Raw genomic sequence first — 24,174 nt, 5'->3', positions numbered from 1 at the left:
TCAGACCTGTAATTCGTTGGGCCCCGTTAAATCTCCTGTCAGGACGCCATCGATGCTTCAGTCGCTTTGCACGATCTTGAGGAACTTCCGGTAGCGTATGACCTTGGAATCTTCGATGCGCACGCTGTCGGCCATAAATCGCTGCAATGAGCGCAGGTTAACGTAGGGTCTTTCCGCGGCATCAAGCGTCTGTTCCATCAATTGCTGGAGTCGTGGCACACCGATGGCATGGGCATTTAGGTAGGCTTGAAGTTGCGCGCGAATCGCCGCGCGCTCGTGATCAGGTACAATGTCTGGCTCGGTCATAGTCTCAATCTCCCGTCTGCCGATTCACCCGGCAATTCTGAACATGAGGACGGCGGGGAGCAAGATCGCCGGGCATCAGAGATGCGGCCGCACGAATGGCGCCGCCAGTTCAGAACAGACTCATCTGCCGGGCGGCGGCCTCGCGTTCTTTCCACGCGTCTGAAAGGGACTCTACGTCCAGCCACTTGAGCGCGTAGGCGACGGGGCCGCCTTCGGCCTCGACGGCTTCGCGGCTCGTGAAGTGCGAGCGGTAGCCGGTCTCGGTGACCGGGAGCGGCACGCGATCATCGCTGACCAGTTCCAGATGCGCGACTTGTTGGCCATCGATATCGACACCGAGCCATTGCGGCGTCCAGCGGACCGAGAGGGCGATGCCCTCCCAGTCGATGCGGTAGGTTTCGGTGGTGGTCATGATACACCTCCCGCCGGGACGCCGTCATGGTCGGTCAGGTCCATTTCGGGCGTGACACTCACGAAAAGTGGCGTGATCCGGTATTCGCCGGCGTCTTCGTTCACGGCCACGATGGCTGCAGCGGGCGCGCCGTTCACATGGCAGGACAGCAGCGCAAAGTTGCTGTATTCGCCGGAAGTCAGCGCCTCGAAGGCGCTGACGTGATCGTTTGTGATATGCGTACTCATGTGACGATCCTCCCGTTTTCGCGGGCGATGGCGGCATAGGCGCCAAGGCTGCGGTTGGCCCTGAAGAACCGGTCGCGTTCTGCGCGAAGCCCGAAGGCACCGCGGACGCTTTCGATTTCGGAAATCCGCACGCTGCCGAGTTCGGCGCAGCCGAGTCCGAGATCACAAAGCCCGTAGGCGATGTCCGGTTCGTCCGGATCGAGTTCGGCGATCAGCCAGGTGCAGTTCGCATCGGGCGTGAACAGCTTCACGACGGGTTTGTGATCGGGCGGCTCCTGCCCTTCGGCGAAGGCCGCGGCAGTCGCGCGGCCTTGCTCGATGAGTTTCCGGTATTCGTTAGCGGGGATCAGTTTCATCGGACTTCTCCTCGCTGTGCGGGTTGAAGGTGGCCGGCAGGATCACGAGGCGGCCCTCGGTGGCGGCGATCGGCGTGCGCAGGTAGCCCTTGAAGCCCTTGCCGGATTTTGTCGGCCAGAGGCCCGAGAGCTCGGTCCAGTGGGCTTCGCCTTCCGGCGTGTCCTGCACCAGCCAGGCCCGGAATTTCGGGCGTGTGCCGGACGGCTTGTCCTGCGTTTGGGTTTGCGTTGCGTCAGTCATTTTCAGTCTCCTTTTCGTTGCGGGCTGGCCCCATGCCAGCCGATGCCGACGCGTCCGGCGCATGCGCCGGGGCGGCTGCAACGCATTGTTGGGGGGACCGTGACCTGAGCCGCGCGAAGGGAACGGGGGAGCCGACAAAGCAAGTTGCAGCGCTGAGCCCCGCGTTATGCGCCAGCTTCGCGCACGGTCTGGCAATGCGGGTTGCCCTTGCAGAAAGGCAGGAGACGGTGATTGCCGCGACGCCATCCGATCGCGGATCAAAACGCCATGCGCCTGTTTTCCGAAATTACGGCAGGACAATATGCCGGTGCCCACATGCGCCTGGGCCCGTGACCGCCGTGTACAAATCCGGTTGCCCGTGGCTGGCAAGGCTGCACAAACGCCGATGCTCTGCTAATATGCCGCCATGCGTATCCTGTTCGTCTGCACCGCCAACAAGCTGCGGAGTCCGACCGCTGAAGATGTCTTCCGCGACACGCCCGGTATCGAAGTGATATCCGCAGGGACGGATTCAGAAGCGCCGCGCCCGCTGACGAAGGAACTGGTTGCCTCGGCCGACATGATCTTCGCGATGGAAACCCACCATCGCGAACGCATCCGCAAGAAGTTCAAGCAGCGTCCACCGGACAACCGGATCATCACGCTGCACATACCGGACGAGTATGAGCGCGGCGATCCTGAACTGGTGAGATTGTTGAAACGAAAGATCGAGCCGCGTTTAACGCATCCGGCCGATAGATAATAACCACGGCACTGTTCCGTCCAACAGCGCATTACGAATACTGACTGATAATTTACTCCATCAAAGCGTCATTAACGAAGATCATGTGAGCAACAGAAAGGCCAGCCCAACGAAAAAAAGCGAATTCCACCACGCCGAACGGCAACCACATCGATTGTCGGCTCTGGATTTTCGGCATTCACCTCCAAGGCAGCGCTTGCCAGCGTAATGTAAAGAGACGGGCCAAGAATTGGAAGCATTCCTTCAACATTCGGTTCTACGCCCAGCTCTTGCAACTCGGAAACCTGATCGAGGACTGATCCTGCAATTAGCAATCGAACACCCATGCTAACGGGTGGTAATTCTTCCAATGGCGGAAGTTGATCCGAAACTTCGTTGATTTCGCTTAATGATAAGAAACTGGGCGTAAGCGCTTTTTCCAGATTACCGAAATCCCCCTGAGATGCATCTAGACGCCTTTGAATCTCAGCAACTGCATCATCTTTATTTATTTGGATATCACCAGTTTCAATCAAATCGGTGATCTCAAGGGCTGCTGTAACATATGGGTTATCAAGCGCTCCAGGCAATTCGTTGTCTTGAGCGTTCACCGTTACAGGAAAGAGCCATATAGAGATGGCCAACAGAAACCGCATGTTCACCCCTCCAAGTGTTTAATCACGAAATACGTGAGGCACCCGCCACCAACAAGTAATAATACTAGCTGACCGAAGCCACCAATGACCATGACGGGGTTATAGACGTCGAACGCCCCTGCTGCAAAAGTGGAGATTATAGCTCCTTGAGCGATATACCCGGACAAAATGCTGAGTCCAAACATTACAAGTGCAGAGCCTAATGCTCTATTATTAGTTATTTTTGTAGATGACGTACCAAAAAAACCTGCCACGAGGGCGAATACACCCGCTGCCATGAGCATCAGTTGCAGTGTCAGCTCTTTCGCGACCGTGAGCGCTTCAATACTACCGATTGGGGCATCCATGAGAGTTTAGCGACCCGCGAATTGACCAAGATTATCCTATAGTTAGCACAACTTTGGAAGAAATACCAGTTGATTCCGGGGTCAGCGAGGACTCGGCGTTTCAGGGTCTTGCTTTCGAGACATACTTGCTTTCCGGGACACTACTGCGGCAATGACGGCCGCGGATGCAACGCCTGTAAACTCAGCCAATGAGTCAGAAGACGTCATTGTAGCGCCCATGGATTGCATGCCATGAAACGTAACATTGGCTGGAATGAGACTTGCCGCGATGGAAAACGCTACCGTCAGCGGGGTATTACTCCCTACTTTTTCTATAAACTTGGTACCCATGACAACCTCCTAAAATATTTGCCTTTCAAATAGGCAGATATCCTATCATGTGAAAAATAATTATGCCATAAATTTATGCACTTAGCCGAAGGCCGCTACTAGAAACGATTTGACGATAACACAACATAGACGCGATGCGTTCAGCGCGTGTGTAGAAACGTCATTCCGCTTTCTCGCGCGATGTACCTTCTGGCCAAGACAGAGGTGGCTTGGGGACGTATGAGCCCCTGAAGCCCAGTCCGGATTGCCGGCCACGCTCACTCATGCGTCGCGCACCGTGTCCAACCCGTGTCGTAGAACGAAGCGCCGCAAAACACCAAAATGCTTTGGCAAGCGACAATGGTGTATACGGCGATGCTCGGGATTGTTTTGGGATCAGCGGCGGTCAGTGCAGGGGGATACGCCCTCTTGCGCTGGCGTTTCAAGGAGGACGCGACGACGCATGGCTCCGCGTCCTACCTCTCGTTGTACACGGCGCTTCAGAAGAACCTGTTCCGCCGGAACGGCATGATCGTCGGCGATTGGTCCTTCGCTGATCTGCCGATCTACTACGACGATACGCACGCCATCACCTTCGGCCCGTCGGGCAGCGGTAAGGGAACGGCGGCGATCGTGCCCGCCATTCTGGATCGCCCCTTTGCGTTCATCAACGATCCGGGCGGCGAGAACGCGGCGATCGCGATCAAACAATGGCGCGCGCAAGGCTACAAGGTCGCCGTTATCAATCCGTTCGGGATGCACCCGGAAAAGCCGTGGGCGCTGCCGCGGCAGGGATTCAACCCGATGGATATTCTCGATCCGACGGACCCGCAATTCGCCGCGCATGCGGAGTTGCTGGCCGAGATGCTCACGCCGCGCAGCGGCCGTGAGAACGGCTCGTCACAGTTCTTCAAGGATACCGGCCAGACCTTCAAACAGGCGCTGATCATTCATATCCGCACGGCGCGGCCACGGGACGAGCATCATCTCGGGACGCTTTACGAGTTGGTGAACCTGCCGGCGGATGGCTGGGAGAAGCTGCTCGAAGCGATGCAGGCCGATCCGGTCGCCGACGGGCTTGTGGCCGCCGAGGCCGCCGCCATGGAGCGGCGTGAAGCCCAGGCACCGGAAGAGTTCTCGGCCATCATGTCCACGATCCAGCAGGATTTGCGCTGGCTCGCCGACCCGCTCGTGCGCCGGAACCTCAAGCGCAGCGACGTGGATTTCGGGGCGCTCAAGGGGACGGACCGGCGCGGGCAGCGCGTGAAGGGCTGCATCATCGCCGTTGTCCTGCCACTGGAATACAGCGAGACGCATGCCGCGATCCCGCGCCTTGCCATGGGCTGCGCGATCTGGACCATGCAGCGCGCCCCGCTGGCGCGCGAGAAGGTGCTGTTCGTCATCGACGAGGCGGCGGCGCTGCGCAAGATTTCACGGTTTCCGAACTGGCTGGCCACGCTGCGCAAGTATCGCGTCGTGCTCTGGCCGATCTTTCAGAACATCGGACAGGTCAAGGCGCTCTACGGCCAGGAATGGCAGGGCTTCATCGCCAATTGCGGCCTGCGGCAGTTTCTCGGCGCCGCCGATCTGGAGACGGCGGAGTACATCCACCGGCTGGTCGGCGAACGCACGGCGGAAAGCCGGTCGGTCAATGCCGAAGGCAAGGCTTCGACGTCCGAGACGCGGCGCCCGCTTCTGACCGTCGATGAAATCCTGCATTTCGACGGCGACAAGCAGATCGCCTTTATCGGCAACCTCAAACCTGCGGTTCTGCGCAAGACCCGCTACTGGCAGCGCGCGGCACTGCGGGGGCAGTTTCACCGCAACCCGTATCAATCGGGCCGCACGCCGCCCGCCTTCGGCGCGCTGGCACGGCGGCTCTGGGGCAAGGCGCTCTATGCCACGGCCTTTCTGCTCGCGCCGCATCCGGTCGCCGCCCTGATTTACCTGGCCGGCCTTGGCTACGGCCTGTTCCGTCTGTGGGAGTTTGCCCGTCATGTCCTTTGACCGCTGGATCATCGACCTGTTGCCACCCTGGGTCATCGAGGAAGGCTGGCTTGTCCATATTGCCTTGTTCGCCGGTCTGATCGGGCTGCGGCTGCTGCCGATCCTGCTTGCGGGGCTTTGTCAGCTGCTCGGCGTGGTCGCGAAGCTGTTCTTCGCCGCCTTGCTGGCGATCCTGCCCGCGGCGGCAACCGGGCTCGGCAGCATCTTTGCGTTCATATTGACGGGCGCCGGGCGGCTCGCGCTGCTCGTCTGGTTCATCGCGCTCGAAGCCCGCAGCGGCGACGCGCATGGCGACGGCGATGGTGACAACCAAGCCGGACCGGACGCAGCGGCGGGATCATCCGGTATCGCCGACGCTTGTGCCCTGCTCGGCCTGCCCGAGGGCGGGTTCACGCCGGATGATCTCAAGCGCGCCTATCACCGCGCCATCAAGCGGGCGCATCCCGACCAGGGCGGCAATGCGGCGGACACCATGGCGATCCTGCGCGCCCGTGACCGCATCAGTGAACATTTTGGATGGAGCTAGGAGGACAATCATGAACTTCAGACTGCCAGACCTTACGGCAACCGGCGGCGCGATCCGGCGCGCAAGATCGCGGCTGCGCGCCTTCGACGAAGCGCGTGCGGGCCGCCAGTATCTTGCCTGCCGCTGCGCCCGGACAGACACGCCGTTCGAGGCGGTCTTTGTCCGCCGGCGCGGCAAGCCCCGCTATGCGCTGGAAGCGGTGCGCACGCCGGAGCCGCAGACAAACCAAGGTGCCGCCGGTGGTGCGCCGACGACGCCGCACGACATCCGGCATTTTGACCTGAACGCGGTGGACTGCCCGCATTGCGGGGAAGGCCACTTCATCAAATGCGCGCGCTGCGGTGCTTTTGTCTGCGGCGGGCGCTCAGAGCGGCGGCGCGGCGGGCTTTATTTTCGCTGCGCGCCCTCATGCGGCAGCGAAGGGTCGATCGGTACGCTTGAGCGTATCGAGACAACCGCCCCGCCGCGCGCACCGCAAATCGCGCAAGGCAAAACGCCGCTGCGTCTCCCGAAACCCAAGCCCTGAAAGGAAAACCATGATGGACGATGACAGAACGATAACGAAGCAGCACGGCGGGCCGATGGCCGCCGAAAATGTCCCGCGTGATCTCGCCCAGGCCAGCGACGAAGAGCTGCGGCAACTGATCAAGGCCGCCAGCGATCACCTCGAACGGCGCGATGCCGCGCGTAAACGCGAGGCGATGGCGAAAATCAGAATGCTGGCCAAGGAGCACGGGCTCAACGTGGCCATTGACCGTCCGGCGCGCAAACGCGGCCGGCCGCCAAAGAAGGAGTGAGATGATGACAACGCTGAGCCTGATCCACAGCAGACTGACGGGCAAGCCGGTTGTAAGGCGCGAAGATGACACGACACGCCTGATCGGCTTCTACCCGAATGTCGAGAAAGGGATGCGCTTCTTCGCGGGCGTTGTGATCGTCGCGTTGCTGACGATCATTGTCGCCCCGGCGCTGTATTACGGCGCGCCCGCGGCGCCGCCGCAAAGTCTTGGCGACCTGCCGGTGACAATAATCAGCGGCATTCCGGCCGCGCTGGCGCCGCTTGTCGAACTTGCGCGCTCATGGGAGCCGGGCGACACGCTGCCCGATCTCCAGGGCTGGGTCTTTGGTCTGGTGCTGGCCTTCGTCCTTTTGATGTATGGTGCCATCTTCGCGCATATTTGGCGCGGCATCACGGGCCGCCCGTACCTTGCCATCAAGATGCAGGGCGACAGGCTGAGCATCCAGCGCGGCCAGTGCGGCATGCCGGTCACCATCCCGCGGGATGAATGCCGCGCCGTGCATGTCGGCCGCCGAAAGGCGGGCACCTATGAAGTGCTGCTCCAGCACGGCGGTACTCTGACACAGATCGCCATCGTCGATGGGCACGAGCGCCGCGCCCTGCTGCTCAAGGCAAAGATCGACGCGATGCTCACAGATGATGAGGAACGGGAAACGTCATGAGTGCAAGATCACCGAACCCTGACTGGATCACCTATGTCCCGCGCCGTGTCCATGATGCGGCGCGGCGACTGGAGGCCGCGTGTGACCGCTGCGGCTGCCCGTCACCGATTGGCGTGGCCGAACACCGCTGGGAATATCGGCCCACGCTGGCCGCACGCAAGCTGTGGCATCAGGTCTGGCGGTTTCTGATGGAAGAGCACAATGTCTCGGACATTTACAACATCAGGTTTGTGGTGGTCGATGATCCCGCATTCGAGTGCCTGCACTCGGTGACACCGAAACAACTGAACTGAAAGATTCAGGCGGCGTGCGGCGGTGGAAAATGCGCAAGGTGCTTCACACGCGCGTTTCAGAGGGAAATTTCATTAATTGTGGATATTTCGGGCAAAGATTTCAATCTTTAACGATTGGATAAGGAAGAGTTGGTAGACTTAACTATAATTGGCGAGAAAATTTAATGAGAATCCTATTTGTTATATGCAGTTTCTTAGTCACGTCACTGATATCTCTTTCCGCCGTCGCGGAAAGTTCGACGCGGGATGAGGCCGCAAAACAGGAGCAGAAGACAGCAACCGACGATGATTCTTCCCGTGAGACGGACAACAAAGGTGAAGTAATCAATGTCGGCAATTTTCGCGACACCCCCATCCCGCTTGAAAAGCGCCCCGGGGAAGCACCTTTATATCCAGGCCCGATTTATACACCCGATAATCATAAAGAGAGGGCGCAATGATCATACGCCGTTTTGTATTTATTCTGTGTCTTGGAATGGCGTTTGCCATGTTCACATCGTCCCAAGCCGACGCGCAAAGCTGCGCCAATCCGCCCGGGAACGTCGCTGATATTTTTTACAGTAGTAGCTTTGATGTCTTTCAGGGCTGCACGCAAGGCATGGGCTGGGTTGCATTGCATGGAAAAACAGGATACACGACGTCACCTCCCAGCCCGACAAACTGCCCTAGCATTGGAGACACCTGCGATGATGGCTCTTACTATATCGGCGATATCGGCGCGGGGGCGGTTTATGCAACAAATGAAAGCTTTGAAAGCCTGCAAACCTGGAATGACGGCAACACGAATTATTCAAACATAAGCGGGACGAACCTGACGGACGGGGAGAGCAACACGGCAACGCTCGTCACAGCGGATTCCGATGATGTTACGGGCGGTGTGCAGCCGCACGATGCGGCGATATACTGCGACGGACTCAACGCGCACGGCCGTAGCGATTGGTATCTTCCGGCACTGTATGAGCTTGATCTGTTCTGGAATAATGGCGCACCCGTGGCCAACATTGATGAAAGCGGTTCGTCTCCCGACGGGGTGTACTGGGCTTCCTCACAGAAATTTTCTGGTCTTGCGCATATCAAAGCCTTCAGCATAAATTATCAAGGCGACCTCAGTAAGGACTCTGAGATTGCTGTCCGCTGTGTTCGGAACGAACCGCCCGCTCCCGGTTCAGACTGCGCCAATCCCGCCGGCAATTTCGGCGACATTTTTTATAATAATATCTTTGACGCCATTCAGGGTTGCACGCAAGGCGCGGGCTGGGTCGCTTTTCATAATAAAACTCCCGACCCATGCACGGGAACCAGCACGTCACCGACAATCGGCGAAACGTGCACCGACGGTTCAATATACGCGGGAGACAGCCCTGACGGCAATGTGCCGATGTACACAACTCAGAACAACGAGCCGGGTACTTACAGCTGGAACGATGGTACACTCAGCCCTACCCCTGATACCGCTATGGAAAATTGTACCGATGGTCCACCCGGCACTGCAACTACATGTCAGACGGGTGAGGCAAACACAGCCTTTCTGGTGGGTGCCACGGGCGAGCCGGATTATCCGTATTTTGCTGCGGAGAGTTGCGACGAACTGTTGGACCACGGTCATGACGATTGGTACCTCCCAGCACGAGATGAACTAAATGTACTCTACACTAATAAAAATGAAGGCGATCTGAATGGTACATTTCCTACTTTTAGGAATTACTGGAGTTCATCTGAACTAAATGACGACTTTTCAAGGCATATAGATTTCGACGACGGTAGTGAACCGATAGCCGATAAGAGATTGGAATTCACTGTCCGCTGTGTGCGGAGATGAATCATTTGGTTATTTAATAATTTTGAGTCCCCGCATGATTCGTCCGAAGCCGCATAGCGGCGTGGGCGCTATAGCGCACGCGGCCTGTCTTCCCGAACACCGTCGTTTCGAGACTGCACTTGCCATCACGCAGCGCAGGCCGTCTCAACACGGGCTCAATTCCCCGAGATCATGCGCGAAGAGCGATGGATCGGGGTTTGCCGTCACCCGGCTTGAATGCGGGAAGGTCAGACCGTTGAGATTCGCGCGCGCACCGCAGAAAGGCGCGCAGGCTTCACGAGGCGATGCGGCGAGCATGATTGCGCCGCCCTCTTCCCACAATTGAACTTGGCAGCCCTGGTTCTCCAGAAGCCAGCCATCCGGCGTAGCATTGGCCGTGCCTTCGATGCCGCAATGGGACATGCCTTGCCAGCTTGTGATCCGAACCTCAAAGGCAGCGCTGCCCGCGGACCGCCCGATCAGAAAACTGTTTCCGTCGTCTATGCAATAGAGCCCTTCCGGTTCGGCGAGGGCGGGTGCGGGGGCGGCACCGTGTCCAACCTGTGTCGTAGCGCACGGTCCGGAAAACCCTCATCATGTATGGGGCGACTACGAACTCAAGTTTGTGGTGGTCAATGATCCGGCTTTCGCCTGCATGCATTCGGTCAAACTGAAGTAACTGCATTGACGAATTATCCGCACCCGAAAATCAAAACGACTATTGGCATAAATCCAATACCTTGAGGATATTTTGTGCAACCAATAAAATATTTAACGAATAGATAAGGGAAAGTTGGTAGAATTAAATTTGATTAAAGGGTAAATTTCTATGAGAATATTATTTATTGTATGCATTTTCCTGGCTACATCGCTGATATCTCTTTCCGCCATCGCGGAAAGTTCGACGCGGGATGAGGCTGCAAAACAGGAGCAGAAGACAGCAAGCGACGATGATTCTTCCCGTGAGACGGACAACAAAGGTGAAGTAATCAATGTCGGCAATTTTCGCACCACCCCCGTCCCGCTTGAAAAGCGCCCCGGGGAAGCACCTTTATATCCGGGCCCGATTTATACATCCGATAATCATAAAGAGAGGGCGCAATGATCATACGCCGTTTTGTATTTATTCTATGTCTTGGGATGGCATTTGCCATGTTCACATCCTCCCAAGCCGCCGCACAAAATTGCACCAATCCGCCCGGGGACCTCGGTGATATTGTTTACAATAGTAGCTTTGATGTCTTTCAGGGCTGCACGCAAGGCATGGGCTGGATTGCATTGCATAATCCACCCCCCGACCCTTGTGAAGGATCGCCCACGCCAGGTACGATCTGTGGTGACGGTTCGATCTATGCGGGTTTAAGCCCGGACGGCGACGTGCCGATGTACACGACGCCTGCGGATGCGCCGAGTTTGATAACCTGGAATGACGGCACAAGCAATTACAGGGATATTCCGGGTATGACCAATTGTACGGATACCTCACCTGGCACGGCGACGACATGTCAGACCGGTGAGGCGAACACGACTTTTTTGGTCGGAGCAACGGGCGAGCCGGATAATCCGTTTGCGGCGGCTGAATATTGCGACGGGCTATCGGCACATGGCTATGATGATTGGTATTTGCCCGCGCTAGATGAGTTGAACGTCCTCTACACCAACAAGAACACAGGCGATTTGAACGGGACATTTGACGAAAGCGGTTCGTTTCCCGCCGGAAACTACTGGTCTTCCTCGGAGCGCAGTTTCAGCAATGCGCAGCGCCAGGTGTTCAGTGATGGTGGCCAGTACGGCGGCCTTAAGTACGTTGGGCTTGCCGTCCGCTGCGTCCGGAAATGAATCATTTGATTATTTAATAATTTGAAGTTTCCGCATGATGCGCCCAAAGCCGCATGGCGGCGTGGGCGCTATAGCGCACGCGGCCTGTCTTCCCGAACACCGCCCGATATCGGGGCTGCACTTGCCATCACGAAGAACAGCCCGTCTCAACACGGGTTCAGTTCCCCGAGATCACGCGCGAAGAGCGATGGATCGGGGTTTGCGGTCACCCGGCTTGAAGGCGGAAAGGTCAGACCGTTGAGATTTGCGCGCGCACCGCAGAAGGGCGCGCAGGCTTCACGAGGCGATGCGGCGAGCGCGATTGCGCCGCCCTCCTCCCGCAATTGAAGCTTGCAGCCGTGATTTTCCAGAAGCCAGCCATCCGTCGTGGTATTGGCCGTGCCTTCGATGCCGCAATGGGACATGCCTTGCCAGCTTGTGATCCGGACCTCGAAGGCCGCGCTGCCCGCAGGCCGCCCGATCAGGAAGCTGTTTCCGTCGTCTATGCAATAGAGTCCTGCCGGATCAGCGAGCGCGGGTGCGGGGGCGGCAGTCAACACAAACCCGGCCAGAACCGGTGCGAGACGCTTCATCATCGCAATACCTCCTCTGCAATCGGGACGGCCATTGGCCAGGGCGAGAGTAGCATGTGAGAGCCGTACTTTGAATGACGGTCGTTGCCTGCTTTGGCGCGGGCACCGTGTCCAAGCGAGGCCGCCGGCAGGCAGCCTCGTCGATTTTCTAATCGAACGGATACGGTCCTTCGCACTGATAGAGGACGTCGTGACCGAGCGGGCCGCATTCGCGCCAGCGCTCGTCATCAACCGGAATTTCTTTCGCGGCAGCTTCGGCAGCGTCTTCGTCGGCGGCTTCAATGATGATGTTATGCACAACGTATTCGCCGCGTGAGATAATGAATTTGGTCATAATTTCGATCCTTTCGTTGCGTTGTTGAAATTTGGGCCAAGAGGCCGCCTATGCGGCGGCCTCCTCGGCGTCGTCAATCACCGGCTGCAAGCCGTGGAGATAGTCGGCGGCACGCTGCGCGTGCGCGGCAGCGGTGAAGATGGCGCGCTTGTCGCCGCGCAGGACTTTCAGCCAGCTGCCGATATAGGCGGCGTGGTCTTCGCGATCTTCGAGAGTCAGCCCGAGATCGGCGCAGAGGAACGCAGCGCCCAGCTCGGCTACGAGCTCTTCGCGGGCGTAGCCTTCGTCACCGAAGCGCTTGCGCCCGAAGTCGCGATCGAGGCGGCTCTTGTGCCGCGTCCAGTGCGTGCATTCATGCGCGAGCGTGGCGTAGTAGCTTTCGGCATCGCGGAAGCTCTCGAAGACGGGCATCTGCACGTAGTCTTCGGGCGGGCAGTAATAGGCGCTGCTGCCGCCATGGCGGATATCGGCGCCGGTATCGGCGAAGAACGCGTCCGCGGCCTCGATCCGCTGATCGGGATTAAGCTGTGACTTGGCGGGGGCGTAGTAATGCGCCGGAAGCCCCTCGATTTGCTCGATATTGAAGACCGTGTAACCCTTCATGAAGGGGATCGTCTGATCGATCTCCTCGCCGGTGTTCTCGTCGGTTTCGGTGCGCGTGAGCGTATTGGCATAAACGACGGGCGAGCCCTTTTCGCCCTTCCGGACATGGCCGCCGAGTTCGCGGGCCTGCTTGAAGGTCATCCAGATCGGGGCGGCGAAGTGCCGTTCCATCGAAGACGCCCAGAGCGTCAGGATATTGATGCCGCTATAGGGCTGTCCGTTGTGGCGCAGCGGGCGGGAGACGGGTCCGGCGGCGTGCGCGGCGTTCCAGGGCTGTGTCCAGGGTTTGATGCCCTGCTCCAGGGCGGTGACGATCTGGCCCGTGATACGGGTGTAGATGTCTGGGCGGTTCGTTTCGGTCTTGCTGGTCATGTCTTTCTCCTTCCGTTTGGCGTTTCCTCAAGACGCATCCCGGAAGGACGGGCGGATAAGACGGCTGGTCATCGCGCCGACAGGCGCGTGTACGGCCAACACGGTCCGGCGGAGCCGAAGGCGGAGACGGATGGTGCGGGCAGGCCGTTGACCGGACGGCGCGCCCGGCCAATGATGCGTCTGAACCTTGAGGAACGCCTTTACGGAAGGCGACATGACCGTGCCGAAACGTTACCGCGACGCGGCAACCCGGCACTGTTCACCGAACAGGATCACCGTCCGGCAGGACAATTCTCCGGATGGCACACCGCGAACAGACGCACTTCCGCCCCGGCGCATTCTGAACCCGCTGCAAACAGGATAGACCGTGCGCGAAATTGTGGCGCATTGTGGCAAATGACCAGAATGGAACCGGCAGGCGCCCGGATCGATGACCGTAGCTGTCCGCAATAACGGCGAGCGCTGACCGGCGAAAATGGGACACAAGCCGTTCAGGATTTGCCACAAATTTGCCACAAGCCGAAACAGACCGAAAAAGAGAATGGCGGATTCATGCGGGTTACAGCGGGGCGCTATTTGTGGCAAAAATCGAGGAAATCGAGTGGTTTCTTTACAGAATACGCCGCTAAGTTATTGATTTAATTGTGGCACGCCCAGCAGGACTCGAACCTGCAACCTACTGCTTAGAAGGCAGTAAAAATTGGCTTCCAGTAAGGGTTTTAGTGATCTCGTGCCACAAATTTGCCACAAGAATTTTCGCTAAGGCGCATGAGCATTCCCGCACGGGGCTCCTCGCTCGCCTCAGCGCGCTCGATCAGATGACCATATACGTTGAGGGTCGTCGTGATGTTGCTGTGGCCCATAAGCGTCTGGATGCGCTTGAGATTGACGCGCTGTTCGATCAGCATCGAGGCATAGAAATGTCTGAGGTCGTACGGCGCGTATTTCGGACGCTCGACTAGGCGCCCATCGATTTCTTCTGTCTCGATCAGTCCGGCTTCGAAGCAAGCGGCCGCGAACCCAAGCTTTCGCCAGTTGATGATCGATTGCCATCTGCCGGTTGCGGTCGGAAACACGAGATCATAGTCGTTCTCCGGAGCAAGATTGTCCGCATAGTGCATGACCATGTCAGCGACTTCGGGGCTCAGATCGACGTAGCGATAGCCGGTCGGCGTCTTCGTGACCGATATCCGGTGTCCGTTCCTCTCGACAGCGCGATCCACCTTCACTTCGTTGCTGGAGACATTGAACCTGGGGAGTGCGAGGTACTCGCCGGGGCGCAGCCCGGTATCGCCTGCCAGATACATCATGGGGCGATAGCGTTCCCACGCGCGGGCAATCTGCCGGTTTGTGGAGTTCGCGAGGCGATCGGCTGCGACCAGCAAGGCGCGAAAGTCACCGACGCTCGGTGGCTGAACAGGTTGGCGATAGCGTGATGAGCCGCTAATCGAGATGCCGGCAGCGACGTTGCTGACGACGTGACCGCGCAATGCCATCTCGTTCAGGACAGTGTTGAAGTAGGTCAATGTCTTGCGGGCGGTGTATCGTGACGGGCAGTTCGTAAGCAGCCATGATCGAAACTGCACGATGTCGGGCGCTGTCAGTTCCGAGAGTTCCTTGTTCCAAGGGTAAGCTTTCATAAATTCCGAGAAGTAGACGTAATTCTTGCGCGTATACTCCGTTACGGGCTCGTTGCCGTCGGTACCCTCCTTCTCACAGATGCGAAGCCATTTATCGATAGCTTGCGGAACGGTCCGAACCGAGAGATCAACAGCGCGTGTGCGATCAAGGATGTCACCGCTTTCGAGAAACGCCCGCGCCTCTTTCATCGTCTTGAATGTCTTGAACGCATAGCCCGATTTTGAGGCCATGCTTGGGTAGCGCACCTGATACGTTGTTCCGGTCTTTCCAGCCCTTTTTCTAATATCACTCATTACTGCTCAATAAATTATTGGAAAACTCTAAAATGTATCATTCCTTGATATTTTTTTCAGCATTTATTTGCGCCTCACGATAGATGTCCACAAGCGTTCCCTTTTCAATCTTCAGCCTCCCATCTATCGGATCGACGAAGAATGGCAGCTTGCGGCGGCCATGTATGTCGGTTTCGGCGGCGCGCTTTATTTGCCTGTCACTGAGCTCGACGCCCATCTCCGCGAGCAACGACCGGGCTTCGTCCAATCCAATGTAGCAAGGCAGTTTCATCCATCCTTTCCTATGTGTTTCAACTCAAATCATAATCCCAGCACGCCGGTCGGTTGTACTGCGTGTGAAGCCGGTAAATTGGCTTGCCGTCATACCGCCCCCGGAGCGGCGCGCATTCGCCGAAGGCATCGGTCAAACCAAGCTTCAGTTTTGGCTTGGTCACGTATTTCACGTTGTGTTCGTCCTTGAGAATCTGAATGTCGGTCCAGAGGGCCTGCTTGAACTCTTCGATGGTCATGATGCCCATCCTGGAGTAATCGATCGTCAGACCGGTTTTGTCATTGCTGTTGTTCTTCTTTCTGCTCATGTCGGTTCCGTTGGTTTCGTATTCCTATTTTACCAATATGGCCTTTAATGATTTGTTAATTTTTTCGGGCATTTTATCTTTGCTGCACCCGCGAAACGCGCTCTGAGCAACGGATCAAGCGATCATGTGATCCGGACAGTTCACGCAGTTCGGGTTTGCTGACCTGCCATCCGGCGGACGAATATCCTTACGGCACCTTTCCCTTCTCTGTTCTCCACCCGTCCATGAGGGCCTTCTGTGGCCGATGATGATGACGGGGGACGGCGAAAGGCCTCGATGGTCGGGGCTCTCGAAACAGAGAAGGAGTCGCCGTTATGACTGAGATATTCACCCGCGCCGCACTGGCACAGCAAACCCTCCCGGAACTGCATGTCCTGTTCCGTCAGGCACAAGCGCAGTTGGTAAACTGCGAGTTGGGCTCGCACGAGCACTTCGCGCATGCCGCAAACCTGCAAAATGTCAGACGCGAGATCGCGATCCGCACAAATCCTGCACCGCGCCCCTAACGCGGGTACCGGCCGGCCGTACAGGCCGGTCGGTACCTGTGCCCCGGTGCGGTGTCCAATTCATGTCCACGAAAAGTGACGGCCATGAACCTAACTAACAGGGTGAGACGGATCGCAAGCCACACGCGGAAACTGACAGCCATGGCTCAGGAGCGGGAGAAAAATACGAAGATAACGCACCCCGCAGAGCCGGCGGCGGTTGACGAGGCGCTGCGCGCGCTCGCCAAGGCTATTGCCAAAATGTGTGCCGATGAGGATTATGAGGCAAGCAAAACCCGGACCTCTTCGCGACCGAAAGGCTCATCCTCATGAGCGCCACAATGATTCCCGCCGTCATATACGCCCGCTATTCGACCGATATGCAATCGGCCTCCTCGGTCGAAGATCAGATCAGGCTGTGCGCAGAGCGCGCCGCCCGCGAGGGCATGGCGGTTTCGCAGCACTACGCCGATCACGGCATCTCCGGCGCCAGCCTAATGCGGCCCGGTATCCAGCAACTTTTGCAGGATGCCATGGCGGGCAAGTTTCAGGTGGTTTTCGCCGAAGCACTGGACAGGATATCCCGCGATCAGGAAGACGTCGCCGCCGTCTTCAAACGGCTGAACTTTGCAGGTGTGCAGATCATCACGCTCAGCGAAGGGGCGATCAGTGAGTTGCATATCGGCCTGAAGGGCACGATGAACGCCCTCTTCCTCAAAGACCTGTCGGACAAGACACGCCGCGGCCTGCGCGGCCGTGTCGAGGCGGGCAAGTCCGGCGGCGGCAATTCTTACGGGTATGATGTTGTCCGCAAGGTCAACGCCGCGGGCGAGCCGGAACGCGGGGATCGCAAGATCAACGAAGATCAGGCCGACATCATCCGCCGCGTTTTCAACGAATATGCTGCGGGCACGTCCCCCCGTGTGATCGCGAAGACGCTGAATGCCGAGCATGTGCCTGGGCCGACCGGCAAGACGTGGGGGCCCTCCACGATCCACGGCAACAAGGATCGCGGCACCGGCATCCTGAACAATGAGCTCTATATCGGGCGGCTGGTCTGGAACCGCCTGCGCTACATCAAGGCCCCCGAGACCGGCAAGCGCCTGTCGCGCCTCAATCCGGCCGATCAGTGGATCGTTCAGGATGTGCCGCATCTGCGGATCATCGACGATGATCTATGGCAGAAGGTGAAGGCGCGGCAGGACGCGACGTCGCTCGGCAAGCATGACAAATCCAAAGCCGCAGGGTTCTGGGATCGGCGCCGCCCGCGCTTCCTGCTCTCCGGCCTGATCAAATGCGGCTGTTGCGGCAGCACGTTCGTAAAGATCAGCCAGCACCATTTCGGCTGCGCCAGCGCGCGCAACAAAGGCACCTGCGAGAACAAGCGCACGATCCGTCGCGACGTTCTCGAAAGTTCGGTTCTGAACGCCCTTCAGCATCGCCTGATGGATGACAAGCTTCTGGCCGTGTTCTGTGAAGAATACACCCGACACCTGAATGCGCTGCGCATGGCCGAGAGCGGCAACCGCGCCAAGGATGAGGCACGGCTCCAGAAGGTCATCCGGGAACTCGACCGGATGATTGATGCCATCTGCGACGGCGTGCCCGCCGAGCGCGTGAAGGATCGCATGATCGCGCTGGAAGCCGAGCGCGCCGAGATCGAGAAGCGACTAGAGGCCGAGCCCAAGGAGGAAAAGCCGTTGCTGCATCCTTCGATGGGCGAGCGCTACCGGCAAGGCGTTATGCGGCTGCGTGAGGCACTCGCCGATCAAGATGCGCCGCATGAAGCGGTGGAGATTCTGCGCGGCCTGATCGACCGGATCGTGCTGCACCCCTCTTCCGAGGAAGAGAGCGGCTTCGTGATGGATATCGAGGGCGATCTGGCCGGCATTCTAAGCCTCTGCCAGACAAGCAAAAAGGCCGCCGGGCTTTCGCCTGACGACCTCATGCAAATGAAGCTGGTTGCGGGAGTAGGATTTGAACCTACGACCTTCAGGTTATGAGTCACTTCCCGGCCCTCCCCACGGGCTGCGCCGGGTTGCGCCCCTCTACCCTATCTTATTGGAATCGTGTTATTTTCATTGACGGTCGTTACGCCGGAGTCCTACGCCTTACCCCGTGATTTGCTGCCAAATGCTTCCACTGTGCTTCCACAGACCGGGGCAGGATCGAGGGGATAGGACATGCCAAAGCTCACCAAGCGCCGCGTTGACGGGTTCGAGATTCGCGCCAAAGCCTACTTCGAATGGGACAGCGAAATCATGGGGTTTGGCGTGCGCATCCTGCCTTCGGGCACCAAGACCTATCAGGTGCAGTATCGCAAAAGCGGGCGCACGCGTCGCGCCTCTATCGGGCGGCATGGCAATATCACCGCAGACCAAGCCCGCAACCGCGCCAAGGAAATCATGGGCGCGTTGTCCAAGGGCGAGAACCCGGTCGAAGAGATCGCGCAGCACCGCCGCGCGCCCACCGTCGCCGCGCTGTGCGAGCGGTTCTTTACCGATCACGTAAAGCACCGCTGCAAGGCCAGCACGCAGAGCGAGTACCGCCGGGCCATTGATCTTTTCATCAAGCCCGCGATTGGCAATTTCAAGATTATCGATGTCGAGCGGCGCGACGTGTCGGACCTGCACCACAAGATGCGCGACAAGCCCTATCAGGCCAACCGGGTTCTGGGCGTGCTGTCCAAGATGTTCAATCTGGCCGAGGTCTGGGGCCTGCGCCCGGACGGGTCGAACCCGTGCCGCCATGTGCCGAAGTATCGCGAGGAAAAGCGGGAACGATTTCTGAGCCAAGACGAATTGCAGCGCCTTGGGCAAACGCTGGCCGAGGCCGAAGGCGACGGATCGGAAACGCCTTATGTTATCGCCGCCTTTCGGCTGTTGATCCTGACCGGCTGTCGCTTGGGCGAGATACAGACCTTGCAATGGAGCTTCATCACCGATCATGGGATGGAGCTGCCCGACACCAAGACCGGTGCACGGCGCATCCCCCTGCCCCAAGCCGCCCGCGCGGTCCTGAGCGCGCTGCCGCGCTTGCCTGACAATCGGTACGTGATCGCGGGCAAGGTACCGGGCCACCATGCCACCGATCTGCAGGCCCCGTGGCGGCGCATCCGGGCGCGGGCGGGCCTTGACGATGTGCGCATCCACGACCTGCGCCACACCTACGCATCGAATGCGGTATCTTCGGGCATGCCGATCCAGATGGTCGGGCGGCTTCTGGGCCACACCCAGATACAGACCACCATGCGCTATGCGCATCTGGCCGATGATCCGGTAAGGCGCGCGGCAGAAGAAGATGCGAACCGCCTGAGCGGGTTTGTCGGCTCTTGCCCCGTAAGGGAACCGGGCCTTCGGGTTGTGAAGTAGGGGCGCAAAATTGCAAGGTGGCTCGGGCAACAAGCTCTTTACGTTATGTAGAGGATAAAAACGGGCGATGACCTGTCTTTGCCTTAAGTAAGAAAGCCAATCGAGATAGAGGCGGCGTTGACCAAGATCACAGATCAACAACTCGTAAGGTTGTGGCAGTCGAGCTATCCTCTGTCGCGTGCTTGGCTGATATTCGCAAGTCCAGAGGATCAAGCGACATGGAAGTCGCTCGCAGATGTATCCGCCATTGATGCTTTCGAAGCGAGCGCACTACAGGCTTCCCAAGATCAACCAGATTTATCTGCAGCCGTGATACAGGCCATGAAAGGCCCCTCCAAAATTCTGCGCGACCGTGCGAATCATCGGGGAAAGCTGCAACACGACGTCTTATCGTTCATCACGGACGGGCACTTGCACGGCTTCGGCTTTGAACCGCCCCGAAGGTTGGATGCAGCACCTGTGCCCATTCCCAAGCGGGCATGGTCCGGGCGCATCGACTGGGAAAACAACACTCTCACCTTTGAAAGTATCCAGTTTGTTGAGGTTCGCCTGACAACGAATCGTATTCGCAACGGAATCCTAGAACACAGGCAGGCTGGTAGCGCGCTAACGCGCGCACCGGGGCGACCGAGTATAAGACAAGCGGTCGAACATGCTTTCGAGGCTCTGCACGAGGCTGGAAAGATCGACACCGGACAGTCGATGAAGTCGCACTTCCCTGCCGTACGGCGCTGGTTGGACCTGAACCGTCCAGACCTTCCTGCACCTGCAAGCAAGCTGACAGATGAAGGCATTCGCGCCTATTTTTCCCCGAAATTCAGAGCGTTGAAAGAAAGCAAAAAACAGTAAATTCGGACAGGTTTTACTGTTGTTTTTGCTGTTTTCCGTTCCGGCGACAACGAACGCATCGTGACGCAAACAAGGAGCTAGAACGGTGCCGAGGCCAAACCACGCTAACCACAACAACCCGCCCGCCGATTACCTGGACGGGTTCATCGACGAAATCCAAGCCGCTGACTTTCTGTGCCAGAGCGTGCGCACGCTGCAGAAATGGCGCGTGTCGGGCTTCGGGCCGCACTTCTACAAGCCGGGCCGGTCGGTGCGCTATCGCCGCCGCGATCTTCTGGAATGGGCCGCGACGCGCCGCCGCTCGAATACCTGAGTTTTGCCCGTGCGGGGTTGGCAGCGCCGCGCGGGTTTTTGGGGCCGGACGGCTTCAACAGGGCGCGGGGTCAAATGGCATCCCGCGCCCGCTTTGCACCCAACACCAAGACATAGGGAAACAGCACCATGTCCAACTTGCCCGCCCACAAGATCAGGATCGGCCTCGTGACCGCGACCATCTGGAACAATGACGGCTTCTATTCGGTCGATCTGTCCCGCTCGTACAAGAACGGGGACAACGAGTGGAAAAACACATCCGGCTTCTTTCAGGCCGATCTGTTGAACGCCGCCAAATGCGCGGAACGCGCAGAAATCTGGATCAGTCGCCAGCTATCCAACCGGTAATGACCAGCGCCGGGCGTTCGCGCCCGGCCCCAAAACAAATGCTGCCCCGCCGGAGGCACATCTCAGGGCGCGGCAGCGCCCGCCCTTCCCCCGAAATCCAGAGCAACGGCGGCCATGCCGCAAAGAGGGGGGTCTTGTGACACCCCCCTCTTCGGATACGAAAGCGAAAGACAGCGCAGATGAACGTTGAAATCCTGCATAGCGGCTTTGACGGGCTGAGACTGACCATCGAGACTGATATTCCCCCCGCGTTGCGGGAACGTCTGAGCGCAGCCAAGGCCGAGGCGGTGGAAACCAACCGCGAGTGCATCCTGACCTTTGACGAGATTAGCCTTGGCGTGCGGCGCAGCGGCGGCATGGCGTTCTCTGCCCATACCGGAGACATGGGCGCGGAATGGTACTTTCTGGACCCGGAAAACCGCCCGGCGAACAATCCCGGCATCACCGTGGATTTCCGGGCCTTCCTTCTGGCAACCGGGGGTCTCAGGGCCGCGCAGGATCATCTTGAAGCCTGCATGCGGGCCTTCGGCATTCCCTACGGCGAAAACCAACTGCGCGTCACCCGCGCGGATTTTGCCGTGGACTTTCTGGCCCCGTGGTTCGAGCCGGACCGCACTCACCTGGTCTTGCCACCAAAGACGAGGGCGGTTGCCTTCACCGGCGAATCAGACACCGAAACCCATGCATCGGGGGCGCGCGTCACCGGCCTGCGCGCGGGCAGAGGGGCAAGCCGCCAACTGGTGATCTATGACAAGCGTGCCGAGGTGATCGAGAAGGGCAAGGCCGGTTGGGTCGAAATGTGGAACGCGACCCGCGCCAGCATGGGCAAGCCCGCACTGGACATGGCAGACCCCGACCAAAGCCGCGTCTGGCGGTTCGAGCTGCGCGTGGGCCGCAAGCAACTGCGCGAGCGGTTCGGCATTCGCCGGTGGGCCGACCTGCACGCACAGGTGGGCGACGCCTTCACCGACTTCTGTGAAGGCATGCGATACTGCATCCCGACCAAGGACCGAAACCGGGCCCGCTGGCCCACACACGAGTTGTGGCAGGCCGTGACGCACACCGTGGCGCTGGACCTGCACGAGAACATCTCGGGCACCCTGCCCCGCAACGTGAAAGACGCCAACCGCGCAGAGCACATGCGCATGCTGGACCGGCAGCTCTTGGGCCTATTCATATCCCGCGCCGCCGCGTCCGGCGTTATGGCGGATGAGTTTTCGGACTTCATGGAAGGTCACGTCAACGCGCTGCAGCGGGCCTCGGATGAGCACCCGGTGCCGATCAATGAGCGGATCGGGAAGGCAGCAGCGAGGTATCGGTGGGCTTGAAGGTCGGATTCCGGCCATTCGCTGCAGATGCCAACGGTACGGACTTAAACGTTGGGAGCGGACATTGCGCGGTAAAACAATTAACCGGCGGACCACATTTTAGGCATTATGCCAGATTACTCACGCTCTGAAGGCTCTTCGAAACGCGCTTCAATATCTGTAAATGTGATGACTTCCACAGAGTGCTTTTCGGCCAGTTCTGCAAAAATCAAAGGTGTGGGTTGGCTGAGCAATAAGATACGCTCCACCGTCTCAATCTCCATGCCAACATACTCGCCCACTTTATCGAGATTCGCCTCAATCTCTTCACATCTGTTCAAATGCTTCTTGAGGTCGTCTGGTTTGCCGTTGCTCTTGATGACGCCTTGGTACTTCGATAATCGATTTGCGACTTCGCCGATTGTCTTGTCAAACGACAAATCTTTGCATTCGATGATGAGAAGACGTTTACCAGCTTCGTTCCATGCTAGCACATCCACATCACCAAAGGTCGGCGATTTCTGTCTGTTGAAAATTTGACCATCAGATTGATTGGACTTGGCTCCCCAGCCGATCTCAACAAACTTATTCGCTACAATGCTATTGAACTCTTCGCCCACCTCACCATTGATCGCGTCCATCAACTTATAAAGCTTCCCGTTCGTTCTGAACATGTCATGCGAATATACGCCATCAAGCGTATTCGCATAGAAACGCTCCAAGTGCTGGACGCACATCGCGGGAGCAATCAGCAGCATTGGGTCTTCTCCATCATTCAACTGGATAATGGGTTTCGTCACCAATGACAGTTGCCGTTGGAATCGCCATGGGTGCCACGCGTGGTCAGTATAACCTTCTGGCACGTCAATCCATGATGGGCGCGGTTGCAGCGTAAAGCTATCGAGACACTTACCGACTATTTCATCGTCAAGTTCGTTGTCCTTCCCGATCCGTTTGACAAGAGCTGAGCGTGTCTCTTTGATGATCGGCTGGCGATCTGTCTGCAGGATCATCCAAAAACCGCCGATAAACCTAAGCATATCTTCGGCGCTGAAGCCGAACTCATCAAGCCAAGCCTTCTCAAAGGCGCCCTTATCTTTCTGTTCTTTCTCAGAAAGATCGGACGGTGTTTTGCTGGCTTCCTTGGGTTCGTAGCGAGAGGCGTATTTTTTCTTTTCTCCTTCGAGGGAGTGCGCGGTAAAATGCTGACCAAACGGTTTTATCACGGAGTCGCTGAACCCGTGGTCCATCATAACTTCACCAGCAGGTGAGATCACGATCTCTGGTGGCATAATGCCTGCGAGCATAGCTGCGCGATATCCGCCCAGGTGATGCATCTGTGAGGCATCAGCGAGCAGTCTATTGATGTCCATATCACCAGGTTCGAAGCCTGTGTCTAAAGGCGCTTCGCATATGGCAGCCTCAGCAATGATCCTTGATGCCATGCTCCCAGCAAATAGGCGGCCGATCTCCTTGGACGCATCTTGAACTGCAAAATCATCCGTATCGCTCAGTGCCTCAACCGCCCCGAAAGTTCGCTTCCATGAGCTACCCCCCGAAATTCGGACACTGACATAAGCTACGATTTGCAGTCTGCTGATCTTCGACGA

General features: G+C 58.1%; 34 protein-coding genes and 1 tRNA gene. 18 read left to right on the top strand and 17 right to left on the bottom strand.

Annotated elements, in window-relative coordinates:
- Positions 1 to 57 precede the first annotated feature (57 nt).
- The 5 genes from ACFFU4_RS18045 to ACFFU4_RS18025 all read right to left on the bottom strand — a co-directional run bounded on the left by ACFFU4_RS18045 (position 58) and on the right by ACFFU4_RS18025 (position 1,542).
- Positions 58 to 306: a hypothetical protein gene (locus ACFFU4_RS18045; protein WP_377071286.1), complete on the bottom strand. Its 249-nt coding sequence runs from the start codon at positions 304 to 306 to the stop codon at positions 58 to 60.
- A gap of 109 nt (positions 307 to 415) precedes the next feature.
- Positions 416 to 718, bottom strand: coding sequence for a hypothetical protein (locus ACFFU4_RS18040; protein WP_377071285.1), 303 nt, complete (start codon positions 716 to 718; stop codon positions 416 to 418).
- Positions 715 to 945: a hypothetical protein gene (locus ACFFU4_RS18035; RefSeq protein WP_377071284.1), complete on the bottom strand. Its 231-nt coding sequence runs from the start codon at positions 943 to 945 to the stop codon at positions 715 to 717. Before ACFFU4_RS18035 ends, ACFFU4_RS18040 begins: the two co-directional genes overlap by 4 nt.
- Complete coding sequence (locus ACFFU4_RS18030; RefSeq protein ID WP_377071283.1) at positions 942 to 1,301, bottom strand: DUF2958 domain-containing protein; 360 nt, start codon at positions 1,299 to 1,301, stop codon at positions 942 to 944. Before ACFFU4_RS18030 ends, ACFFU4_RS18035 begins: the two co-directional genes overlap by 4 nt.
- Complete coding sequence (locus ACFFU4_RS18025; protein ID WP_377071282.1) at positions 1,282 to 1,542, bottom strand: hypothetical protein; 261 nt, start codon at positions 1,540 to 1,542, stop codon at positions 1,282 to 1,284. Before ACFFU4_RS18025 ends, ACFFU4_RS18030 begins: the two co-directional genes overlap by 20 nt.
- Before the next feature lie 406 nt (positions 1,543 to 1,948).
- Between ACFFU4_RS18025 and ACFFU4_RS18020 the strand changes: the two genes are divergently transcribed.
- On the top strand, positions 1,949 to 2,284 hold the full coding sequence (locus ACFFU4_RS18020; protein ID WP_377071281.1) for a low molecular weight protein tyrosine phosphatase family protein: 336 nt from the start codon (positions 1,949 to 1,951) through the stop codon (positions 2,282 to 2,284).
- A 71-nt stretch (positions 2,285 to 2,355) separates the two neighbouring features.
- Here the strand turns inward: ACFFU4_RS18020 and ACFFU4_RS18015 are convergent, their stop codons facing one another.
- The 3 genes from ACFFU4_RS18015 to ACFFU4_RS18005 all read right to left on the bottom strand — a co-directional run bounded on the left by ACFFU4_RS18015 (position 2,356) and on the right by ACFFU4_RS18005 (position 3,596).
- Positions 2,356 to 2,919, bottom strand: coding sequence for a hypothetical protein (locus tag ACFFU4_RS18015; protein ID WP_377071280.1), 564 nt, complete (start codon positions 2,917 to 2,919; stop codon positions 2,356 to 2,358).
- A 2-nt stretch (positions 2,920 to 2,921) separates the two neighbouring features.
- Positions 2,922 to 3,266, bottom strand: coding sequence for a hypothetical protein (locus ACFFU4_RS18010; RefSeq protein ID WP_377071279.1), 345 nt, complete (start codon positions 3,264 to 3,266; stop codon positions 2,922 to 2,924).
- 81 nt (positions 3,267 to 3,347) lie between these two features.
- Positions 3,348 to 3,596 (bottom strand): hypothetical protein, encoded by a 249-nt coding sequence (locus ACFFU4_RS18005; RefSeq protein ID WP_377071278.1) that lies wholly within the window; start codon positions 3,594 to 3,596, stop codon positions 3,348 to 3,350.
- A 408-nt stretch (positions 3,597 to 4,004) separates the two neighbouring features.
- Here ACFFU4_RS18005 and ACFFU4_RS18000 point away from each other — a divergent pair, with 408 nt between their 5' ends.
- The 8 genes from ACFFU4_RS18000 to ACFFU4_RS17965 all read left to right on the top strand — a co-directional run bounded on the left by ACFFU4_RS18000 (position 4,005) and on the right by ACFFU4_RS17965 (position 9,681).
- Positions 4,005 to 5,582 (top strand): type IV secretory system conjugative DNA transfer family protein, encoded by a 1,578-nt coding sequence (locus tag ACFFU4_RS18000; protein ID WP_377071277.1) that lies wholly within the window; start codon positions 4,005 to 4,007, stop codon positions 5,580 to 5,582.
- Positions 5,572 to 6,108: a J domain-containing protein gene (locus ACFFU4_RS17995; protein ID WP_377071276.1), complete on the top strand. Its 537-nt coding sequence runs from the start codon at positions 5,572 to 5,574 to the stop codon at positions 6,106 to 6,108. The genes ACFFU4_RS18000 and ACFFU4_RS17995 overlap by 11 nt, the downstream gene beginning before the upstream one ends.
- Positions 6,074 to 6,634 (top strand): hypothetical protein, encoded by a 561-nt coding sequence (locus tag ACFFU4_RS17990; RefSeq protein ID WP_377071275.1) that lies wholly within the window; start codon positions 6,074 to 6,076, stop codon positions 6,632 to 6,634. Before ACFFU4_RS17995 ends, ACFFU4_RS17990 begins: the two co-directional genes overlap by 35 nt.
- A 13-nt stretch (positions 6,635 to 6,647) precedes the next feature.
- Positions 6,648 to 6,905: a hypothetical protein gene (locus tag ACFFU4_RS17985; RefSeq protein WP_377071274.1), complete on the top strand. Its 258-nt coding sequence runs from the start codon at positions 6,648 to 6,650 to the stop codon at positions 6,903 to 6,905.
- Positions 6,906 to 6,909: 4 nt separating this feature from the next.
- On the top strand, positions 6,910 to 7,569 hold the full coding sequence (locus tag ACFFU4_RS17980) for a hypothetical protein (protein WP_377071273.1): 660 nt from the start codon (positions 6,910 to 6,912) through the stop codon (positions 7,567 to 7,569).
- Entirely contained in the window at positions 7,566 to 7,862 is a 297-nt protein-coding gene (locus ACFFU4_RS17975) for a hypothetical protein (RefSeq protein ID WP_377071272.1), read from the top strand. Before ACFFU4_RS17980 ends, ACFFU4_RS17975 begins: the two co-directional genes overlap by 4 nt.
- Positions 7,863 to 8,026: 164 nt before the next feature.
- A complete protein-coding gene (locus ACFFU4_RS17970) occupies positions 8,027 to 8,302 on the top strand; it encodes a hypothetical protein (protein ID WP_377071271.1) in 276 nt (91 codons plus the stop codon).
- On the top strand, positions 8,299 to 9,681 hold the full coding sequence (locus tag ACFFU4_RS17965) for an Lcl domain-containing protein (RefSeq protein ID WP_377071269.1): 1,383 nt from the start codon (positions 8,299 to 8,301) through the stop codon (positions 9,679 to 9,681). The genes ACFFU4_RS17970 and ACFFU4_RS17965 overlap by 4 nt, the downstream gene beginning before the upstream one ends.
- A gap of 144 nt (positions 9,682 to 9,825) precedes the next feature.
- Here ACFFU4_RS17965 and ACFFU4_RS17960 read toward each other — a convergent pair whose 3' ends face one another.
- On the bottom strand, positions 9,826 to 10,083 hold the full coding sequence (locus ACFFU4_RS17960; protein ID WP_377071268.1) for a hypothetical protein: 258 nt from the start codon (positions 10,081 to 10,083) through the stop codon (positions 9,826 to 9,828).
- Positions 10,084 to 10,489: 406 nt separating this feature from the next.
- On the opposite strand from ACFFU4_RS17960, the gene ACFFU4_RS17955 reads away from it, so the two are divergent.
- Both ACFFU4_RS17955 and ACFFU4_RS17950 read left to right on the top strand, forming a co-directional pair.
- The gene (locus tag ACFFU4_RS17955) at positions 10,490 to 10,765 is read left to right on the top strand and encodes a hypothetical protein (protein ID WP_377071267.1); all 276 of its coding nucleotides are present in this window, start codon (positions 10,490 to 10,492) and stop codon (positions 10,763 to 10,765) included.
- On the top strand, positions 10,762 to 11,499 hold the full coding sequence (locus tag ACFFU4_RS17950) for an Lcl domain-containing protein (protein ID WP_377071266.1): 738 nt from the start codon (positions 10,762 to 10,764) through the stop codon (positions 11,497 to 11,499). Before ACFFU4_RS17955 ends, ACFFU4_RS17950 begins: the two co-directional genes overlap by 4 nt.
- 146 nt (positions 11,500 to 11,645) lie before the next feature.
- On the opposite strand, the gene ACFFU4_RS17945 is transcribed toward ACFFU4_RS17950, so the two are convergent.
- The 7 genes from ACFFU4_RS17945 to ACFFU4_RS17915 all read right to left on the bottom strand — a co-directional run bounded on the left by ACFFU4_RS17945 (position 11,646) and on the right by ACFFU4_RS17915 (position 15,892).
- Positions 11,646 to 12,074 (bottom strand): hypothetical protein, encoded by a 429-nt coding sequence (locus tag ACFFU4_RS17945; protein WP_377071265.1) that lies wholly within the window; start codon positions 12,072 to 12,074, stop codon positions 11,646 to 11,648.
- A 145-nt stretch (positions 12,075 to 12,219) separates the two neighbouring features.
- Positions 12,220 to 12,405: a hypothetical protein gene (locus ACFFU4_RS17940; protein WP_377071264.1), complete on the bottom strand. Its 186-nt coding sequence runs from the start codon at positions 12,403 to 12,405 to the stop codon at positions 12,220 to 12,222.
- Positions 12,406 to 12,453: 48 nt separating this feature from the next.
- Positions 12,454 to 13,380 carry an ArdC family protein gene (locus ACFFU4_RS17935; RefSeq protein ID WP_377071263.1) on the bottom strand — a complete coding sequence of 309 codons (927 nt, stop codon included), beginning with the start codon at positions 13,378 to 13,380 and terminating at the stop codon, positions 12,454 to 12,456.
- 645 nt (positions 13,381 to 14,025) lie between these two features.
- Positions 14,026 to 14,148 (bottom strand) — tRNA-Arg (locus ACFFU4_RS17930).
- The gene (locus ACFFU4_RS17925) at positions 14,100 to 15,314 is read right to left on the bottom strand and encodes a tyrosine-type recombinase/integrase (protein WP_377071262.1); all 1,215 of its coding nucleotides are present in this window, start codon (positions 15,312 to 15,314) and stop codon (positions 14,100 to 14,102) included. Before ACFFU4_RS17925 ends, ACFFU4_RS17930 begins: the two co-directional genes overlap by 49 nt.
- Positions 15,315 to 15,351: 37 nt before the next feature.
- The gene (locus ACFFU4_RS17920; protein WP_377071261.1) at positions 15,352 to 15,585 is read right to left on the bottom strand and encodes a hypothetical protein; all 234 of its coding nucleotides are present in this window, start codon (positions 15,583 to 15,585) and stop codon (positions 15,352 to 15,354) included.
- Between the two features lie 19 nt (positions 15,586 to 15,604).
- Complete coding sequence (locus ACFFU4_RS17915; protein ID WP_377071260.1) at positions 15,605 to 15,892, bottom strand: hypothetical protein; 288 nt, start codon at positions 15,890 to 15,892, stop codon at positions 15,605 to 15,607.
- Between the two features lie 314 nt (positions 15,893 to 16,206).
- On the opposite strand from ACFFU4_RS17915, the gene ACFFU4_RS17910 reads away from it, so the two are divergent.
- The 7 genes from ACFFU4_RS17910 to ACFFU4_RS17880 all read left to right on the top strand — a co-directional run bounded on the left by ACFFU4_RS17910 (position 16,207) and on the right by ACFFU4_RS17880 (position 22,585).
- The gene (locus ACFFU4_RS17910) at positions 16,207 to 16,398 is read left to right on the top strand and encodes a hypothetical protein (protein ID WP_377071259.1); all 192 of its coding nucleotides are present in this window, start codon (positions 16,207 to 16,209) and stop codon (positions 16,396 to 16,398) included.
- A 308-nt stretch (positions 16,399 to 16,706) separates the two neighbouring features.
- Positions 16,707 to 18,380: a recombinase family protein gene (locus ACFFU4_RS17905; protein ID WP_377071258.1), complete on the top strand. Its 1,674-nt coding sequence runs from the start codon at positions 16,707 to 16,709 to the stop codon at positions 18,378 to 18,380.
- Between the two features lie 180 nt (positions 18,381 to 18,560).
- Entirely contained in the window at positions 18,561 to 19,748 is a 1,188-nt protein-coding gene (locus ACFFU4_RS17900) for a site-specific integrase (protein WP_377071257.1), read from the top strand.
- 117 nt (positions 19,749 to 19,865) lie between these two features.
- The gene (locus tag ACFFU4_RS17895) at positions 19,866 to 20,597 is read left to right on the top strand and encodes a hypothetical protein (RefSeq protein WP_377071256.1); all 732 of its coding nucleotides are present in this window, start codon (positions 19,866 to 19,868) and stop codon (positions 20,595 to 20,597) included.
- Between the two features lie 85 nt (positions 20,598 to 20,682).
- Entirely contained in the window at positions 20,683 to 20,910 is a 228-nt protein-coding gene (locus ACFFU4_RS17890; RefSeq protein ID WP_377071255.1) for a helix-turn-helix domain-containing protein, read from the top strand.
- A gap of 128 nt (positions 20,911 to 21,038) precedes the next feature.
- Positions 21,039 to 21,257: a hypothetical protein gene (locus tag ACFFU4_RS17885; protein ID WP_377071254.1), complete on the top strand. Its 219-nt coding sequence runs from the start codon at positions 21,039 to 21,041 to the stop codon at positions 21,255 to 21,257.
- A gap of 179 nt (positions 21,258 to 21,436) precedes the next feature.
- Complete coding sequence (locus tag ACFFU4_RS17880; RefSeq protein WP_377071253.1) at positions 21,437 to 22,585, top strand: hypothetical protein; 1,149 nt, start codon at positions 21,437 to 21,439, stop codon at positions 22,583 to 22,585.
- A gap of 116 nt (positions 22,586 to 22,701) precedes the next feature.
- On the opposite strand, the gene ACFFU4_RS17875 is transcribed toward ACFFU4_RS17880, so the two are convergent.
- Positions 22,702 to 24,174 (bottom strand): anti-phage protein Upx-like protein (locus tag ACFFU4_RS17875; RefSeq protein ID WP_377071252.1); only part of this gene is annotated, 1,473 nt, incomplete at its 5' end.

The organism is Roseovarius ramblicola (genome assembly GCF_042430665.1).
Classification (GTDB): domain Bacteria; phylum Pseudomonadota; class Alphaproteobacteria; order Rhodobacterales; family Rhodobacteraceae; genus Roseovarius; species Roseovarius ramblicola.
This window is presented reverse-complemented; position numbering and strand designations above follow the sequence as displayed.

Bases quoted from the DNA above. Each gene is read 5' to 3' on its own strand.
- ACFFU4_RS17925 (WP_377071262.1), bottom strand. From the start codon at position 15,314: ATGAGTGATATTAGAAAAAGGGCTGGAAAGACCGGAACAACGTATCAG.
- ACFFU4_RS18005 (WP_377071278.1), bottom strand. From the start codon at position 3,596: ATGGGTACCAAGTTTATAGAAAAAGTAGGGAGTAATACCCCGCTGACG.
- ACFFU4_RS18015 (WP_377071280.1), bottom strand. From the start codon at position 2,919: ATGCGGTTTCTGTTGGCCATCTCTATATGGCTCTTTCCTGTAACGGTG.
- ACFFU4_RS17935 (WP_377071263.1), bottom strand. From the start codon at position 13,380: ATGACCAGCAAGACCGAAACGAACCGCCCAGACATCTACACCCGTATC.
- ACFFU4_RS17960 (WP_377071268.1), bottom strand. From the start codon at position 10,083: ATGTCCCATTGCGGCATCGAAGGCACGGCCAATGCTACGCCGGATGGC.
- ACFFU4_RS17995 (WP_377071276.1), top strand. From the start codon at position 5,572: ATGTCCTTTGACCGCTGGATCATCGACCTGTTGCCACCCTGGGTCATC.
- ACFFU4_RS17945 (WP_377071265.1), bottom strand. From the start codon at position 12,074: ATGATGAAGCGTCTCGCACCGGTTCTGGCCGGGTTTGTGTTGACTGCC.
- ACFFU4_RS18030 (WP_377071283.1), bottom strand. From the start codon at position 1,301: ATGAAACTGATCCCCGCTAACGAATACCGGAAACTCATCGAGCAAGGC.
- ACFFU4_RS17970 (WP_377071271.1), top strand. From the start codon at position 8,027: ATGAGAATCCTATTTGTTATATGCAGTTTCTTAGTCACGTCACTGATA.
- ACFFU4_RS17985 (WP_377071274.1), top strand. From the start codon at position 6,648: ATGGACGATGACAGAACGATAACGAAGCAGCACGGCGGGCCGATGGCC.
- ACFFU4_RS17940 (WP_377071264.1), bottom strand. From the start codon at position 12,405: ATGACCAAATTCATTATCTCACGCGGCGAATACGTTGTGCATAACATC.
- ACFFU4_RS17980 (WP_377071273.1), top strand. From the start codon at position 6,910: ATGACAACGCTGAGCCTGATCCACAGCAGACTGACGGGCAAGCCGGTT.
- ACFFU4_RS17965 (WP_377071269.1), top strand. From the start codon at position 8,299: ATGATCATACGCCGTTTTGTATTTATTCTGTGTCTTGGAATGGCGTTT.
- ACFFU4_RS17975 (WP_377071272.1), top strand. From the start codon at position 7,566: ATGAGTGCAAGATCACCGAACCCTGACTGGATCACCTATGTCCCGCGC.
- ACFFU4_RS18020 (WP_377071281.1), top strand. From the start codon at position 1,949: ATGCGTATCCTGTTCGTCTGCACCGCCAACAAGCTGCGGAGTCCGACC.
- ACFFU4_RS18010 (WP_377071279.1), bottom strand. From the start codon at position 3,266: ATGGATGCCCCAATCGGTAGTATTGAAGCGCTCACGGTCGCGAAAGAG.
- ACFFU4_RS17910 (WP_377071259.1), top strand. From the start codon at position 16,207: ATGACTGAGATATTCACCCGCGCCGCACTGGCACAGCAAACCCTCCCG.
- ACFFU4_RS17885 (WP_377071254.1), top strand. From the start codon at position 21,039: ATGTCCAACTTGCCCGCCCACAAGATCAGGATCGGCCTCGTGACCGCG.
- ACFFU4_RS17880 (WP_377071253.1), top strand. From the start codon at position 21,437: ATGAACGTTGAAATCCTGCATAGCGGCTTTGACGGGCTGAGACTGACC.
- ACFFU4_RS17955 (WP_377071267.1), top strand. From the start codon at position 10,490: ATGAGAATATTATTTATTGTATGCATTTTCCTGGCTACATCGCTGATA.
- ACFFU4_RS17900 (WP_377071257.1), top strand. From the start codon at position 18,561: ATGCCAAAGCTCACCAAGCGCCGCGTTGACGGGTTCGAGATTCGCGCC.
- ACFFU4_RS18025 (WP_377071282.1), bottom strand. From the start codon at position 1,542: ATGACTGACGCAACGCAAACCCAAACGCAGGACAAGCCGTCCGGCACA.
- ACFFU4_RS18045 (WP_377071286.1), bottom strand. From the start codon at position 306: ATGACCGAGCCAGACATTGTACCTGATCACGAGCGCGCGGCGATTCGC.
- ACFFU4_RS17915 (WP_377071260.1), bottom strand. From the start codon at position 15,892: ATGAGCAGAAAGAAGAACAACAGCAATGACAAAACCGGTCTGACGATC.
- ACFFU4_RS17920 (WP_377071261.1), bottom strand. From the start codon at position 15,585: ATGAAACTGCCTTGCTACATTGGATTGGACGAAGCCCGGTCGTTGCTC.
- ACFFU4_RS18035 (WP_377071284.1), bottom strand. From the start codon at position 945: ATGAGTACGCATATCACAAACGATCACGTCAGCGCCTTCGAGGCGCTG.
- ACFFU4_RS17950 (WP_377071266.1), top strand. From the start codon at position 10,762: ATGATCATACGCCGTTTTGTATTTATTCTATGTCTTGGGATGGCATTT.
- ACFFU4_RS17905 (WP_377071258.1), top strand. From the start codon at position 16,707: ATGAGCGCCACAATGATTCCCGCCGTCATATACGCCCGCTATTCGACC.
- ACFFU4_RS18040 (WP_377071285.1), bottom strand. From the start codon at position 718: ATGACCACCACCGAAACCTACCGCATCGACTGGGAGGGCATCGCCCTC.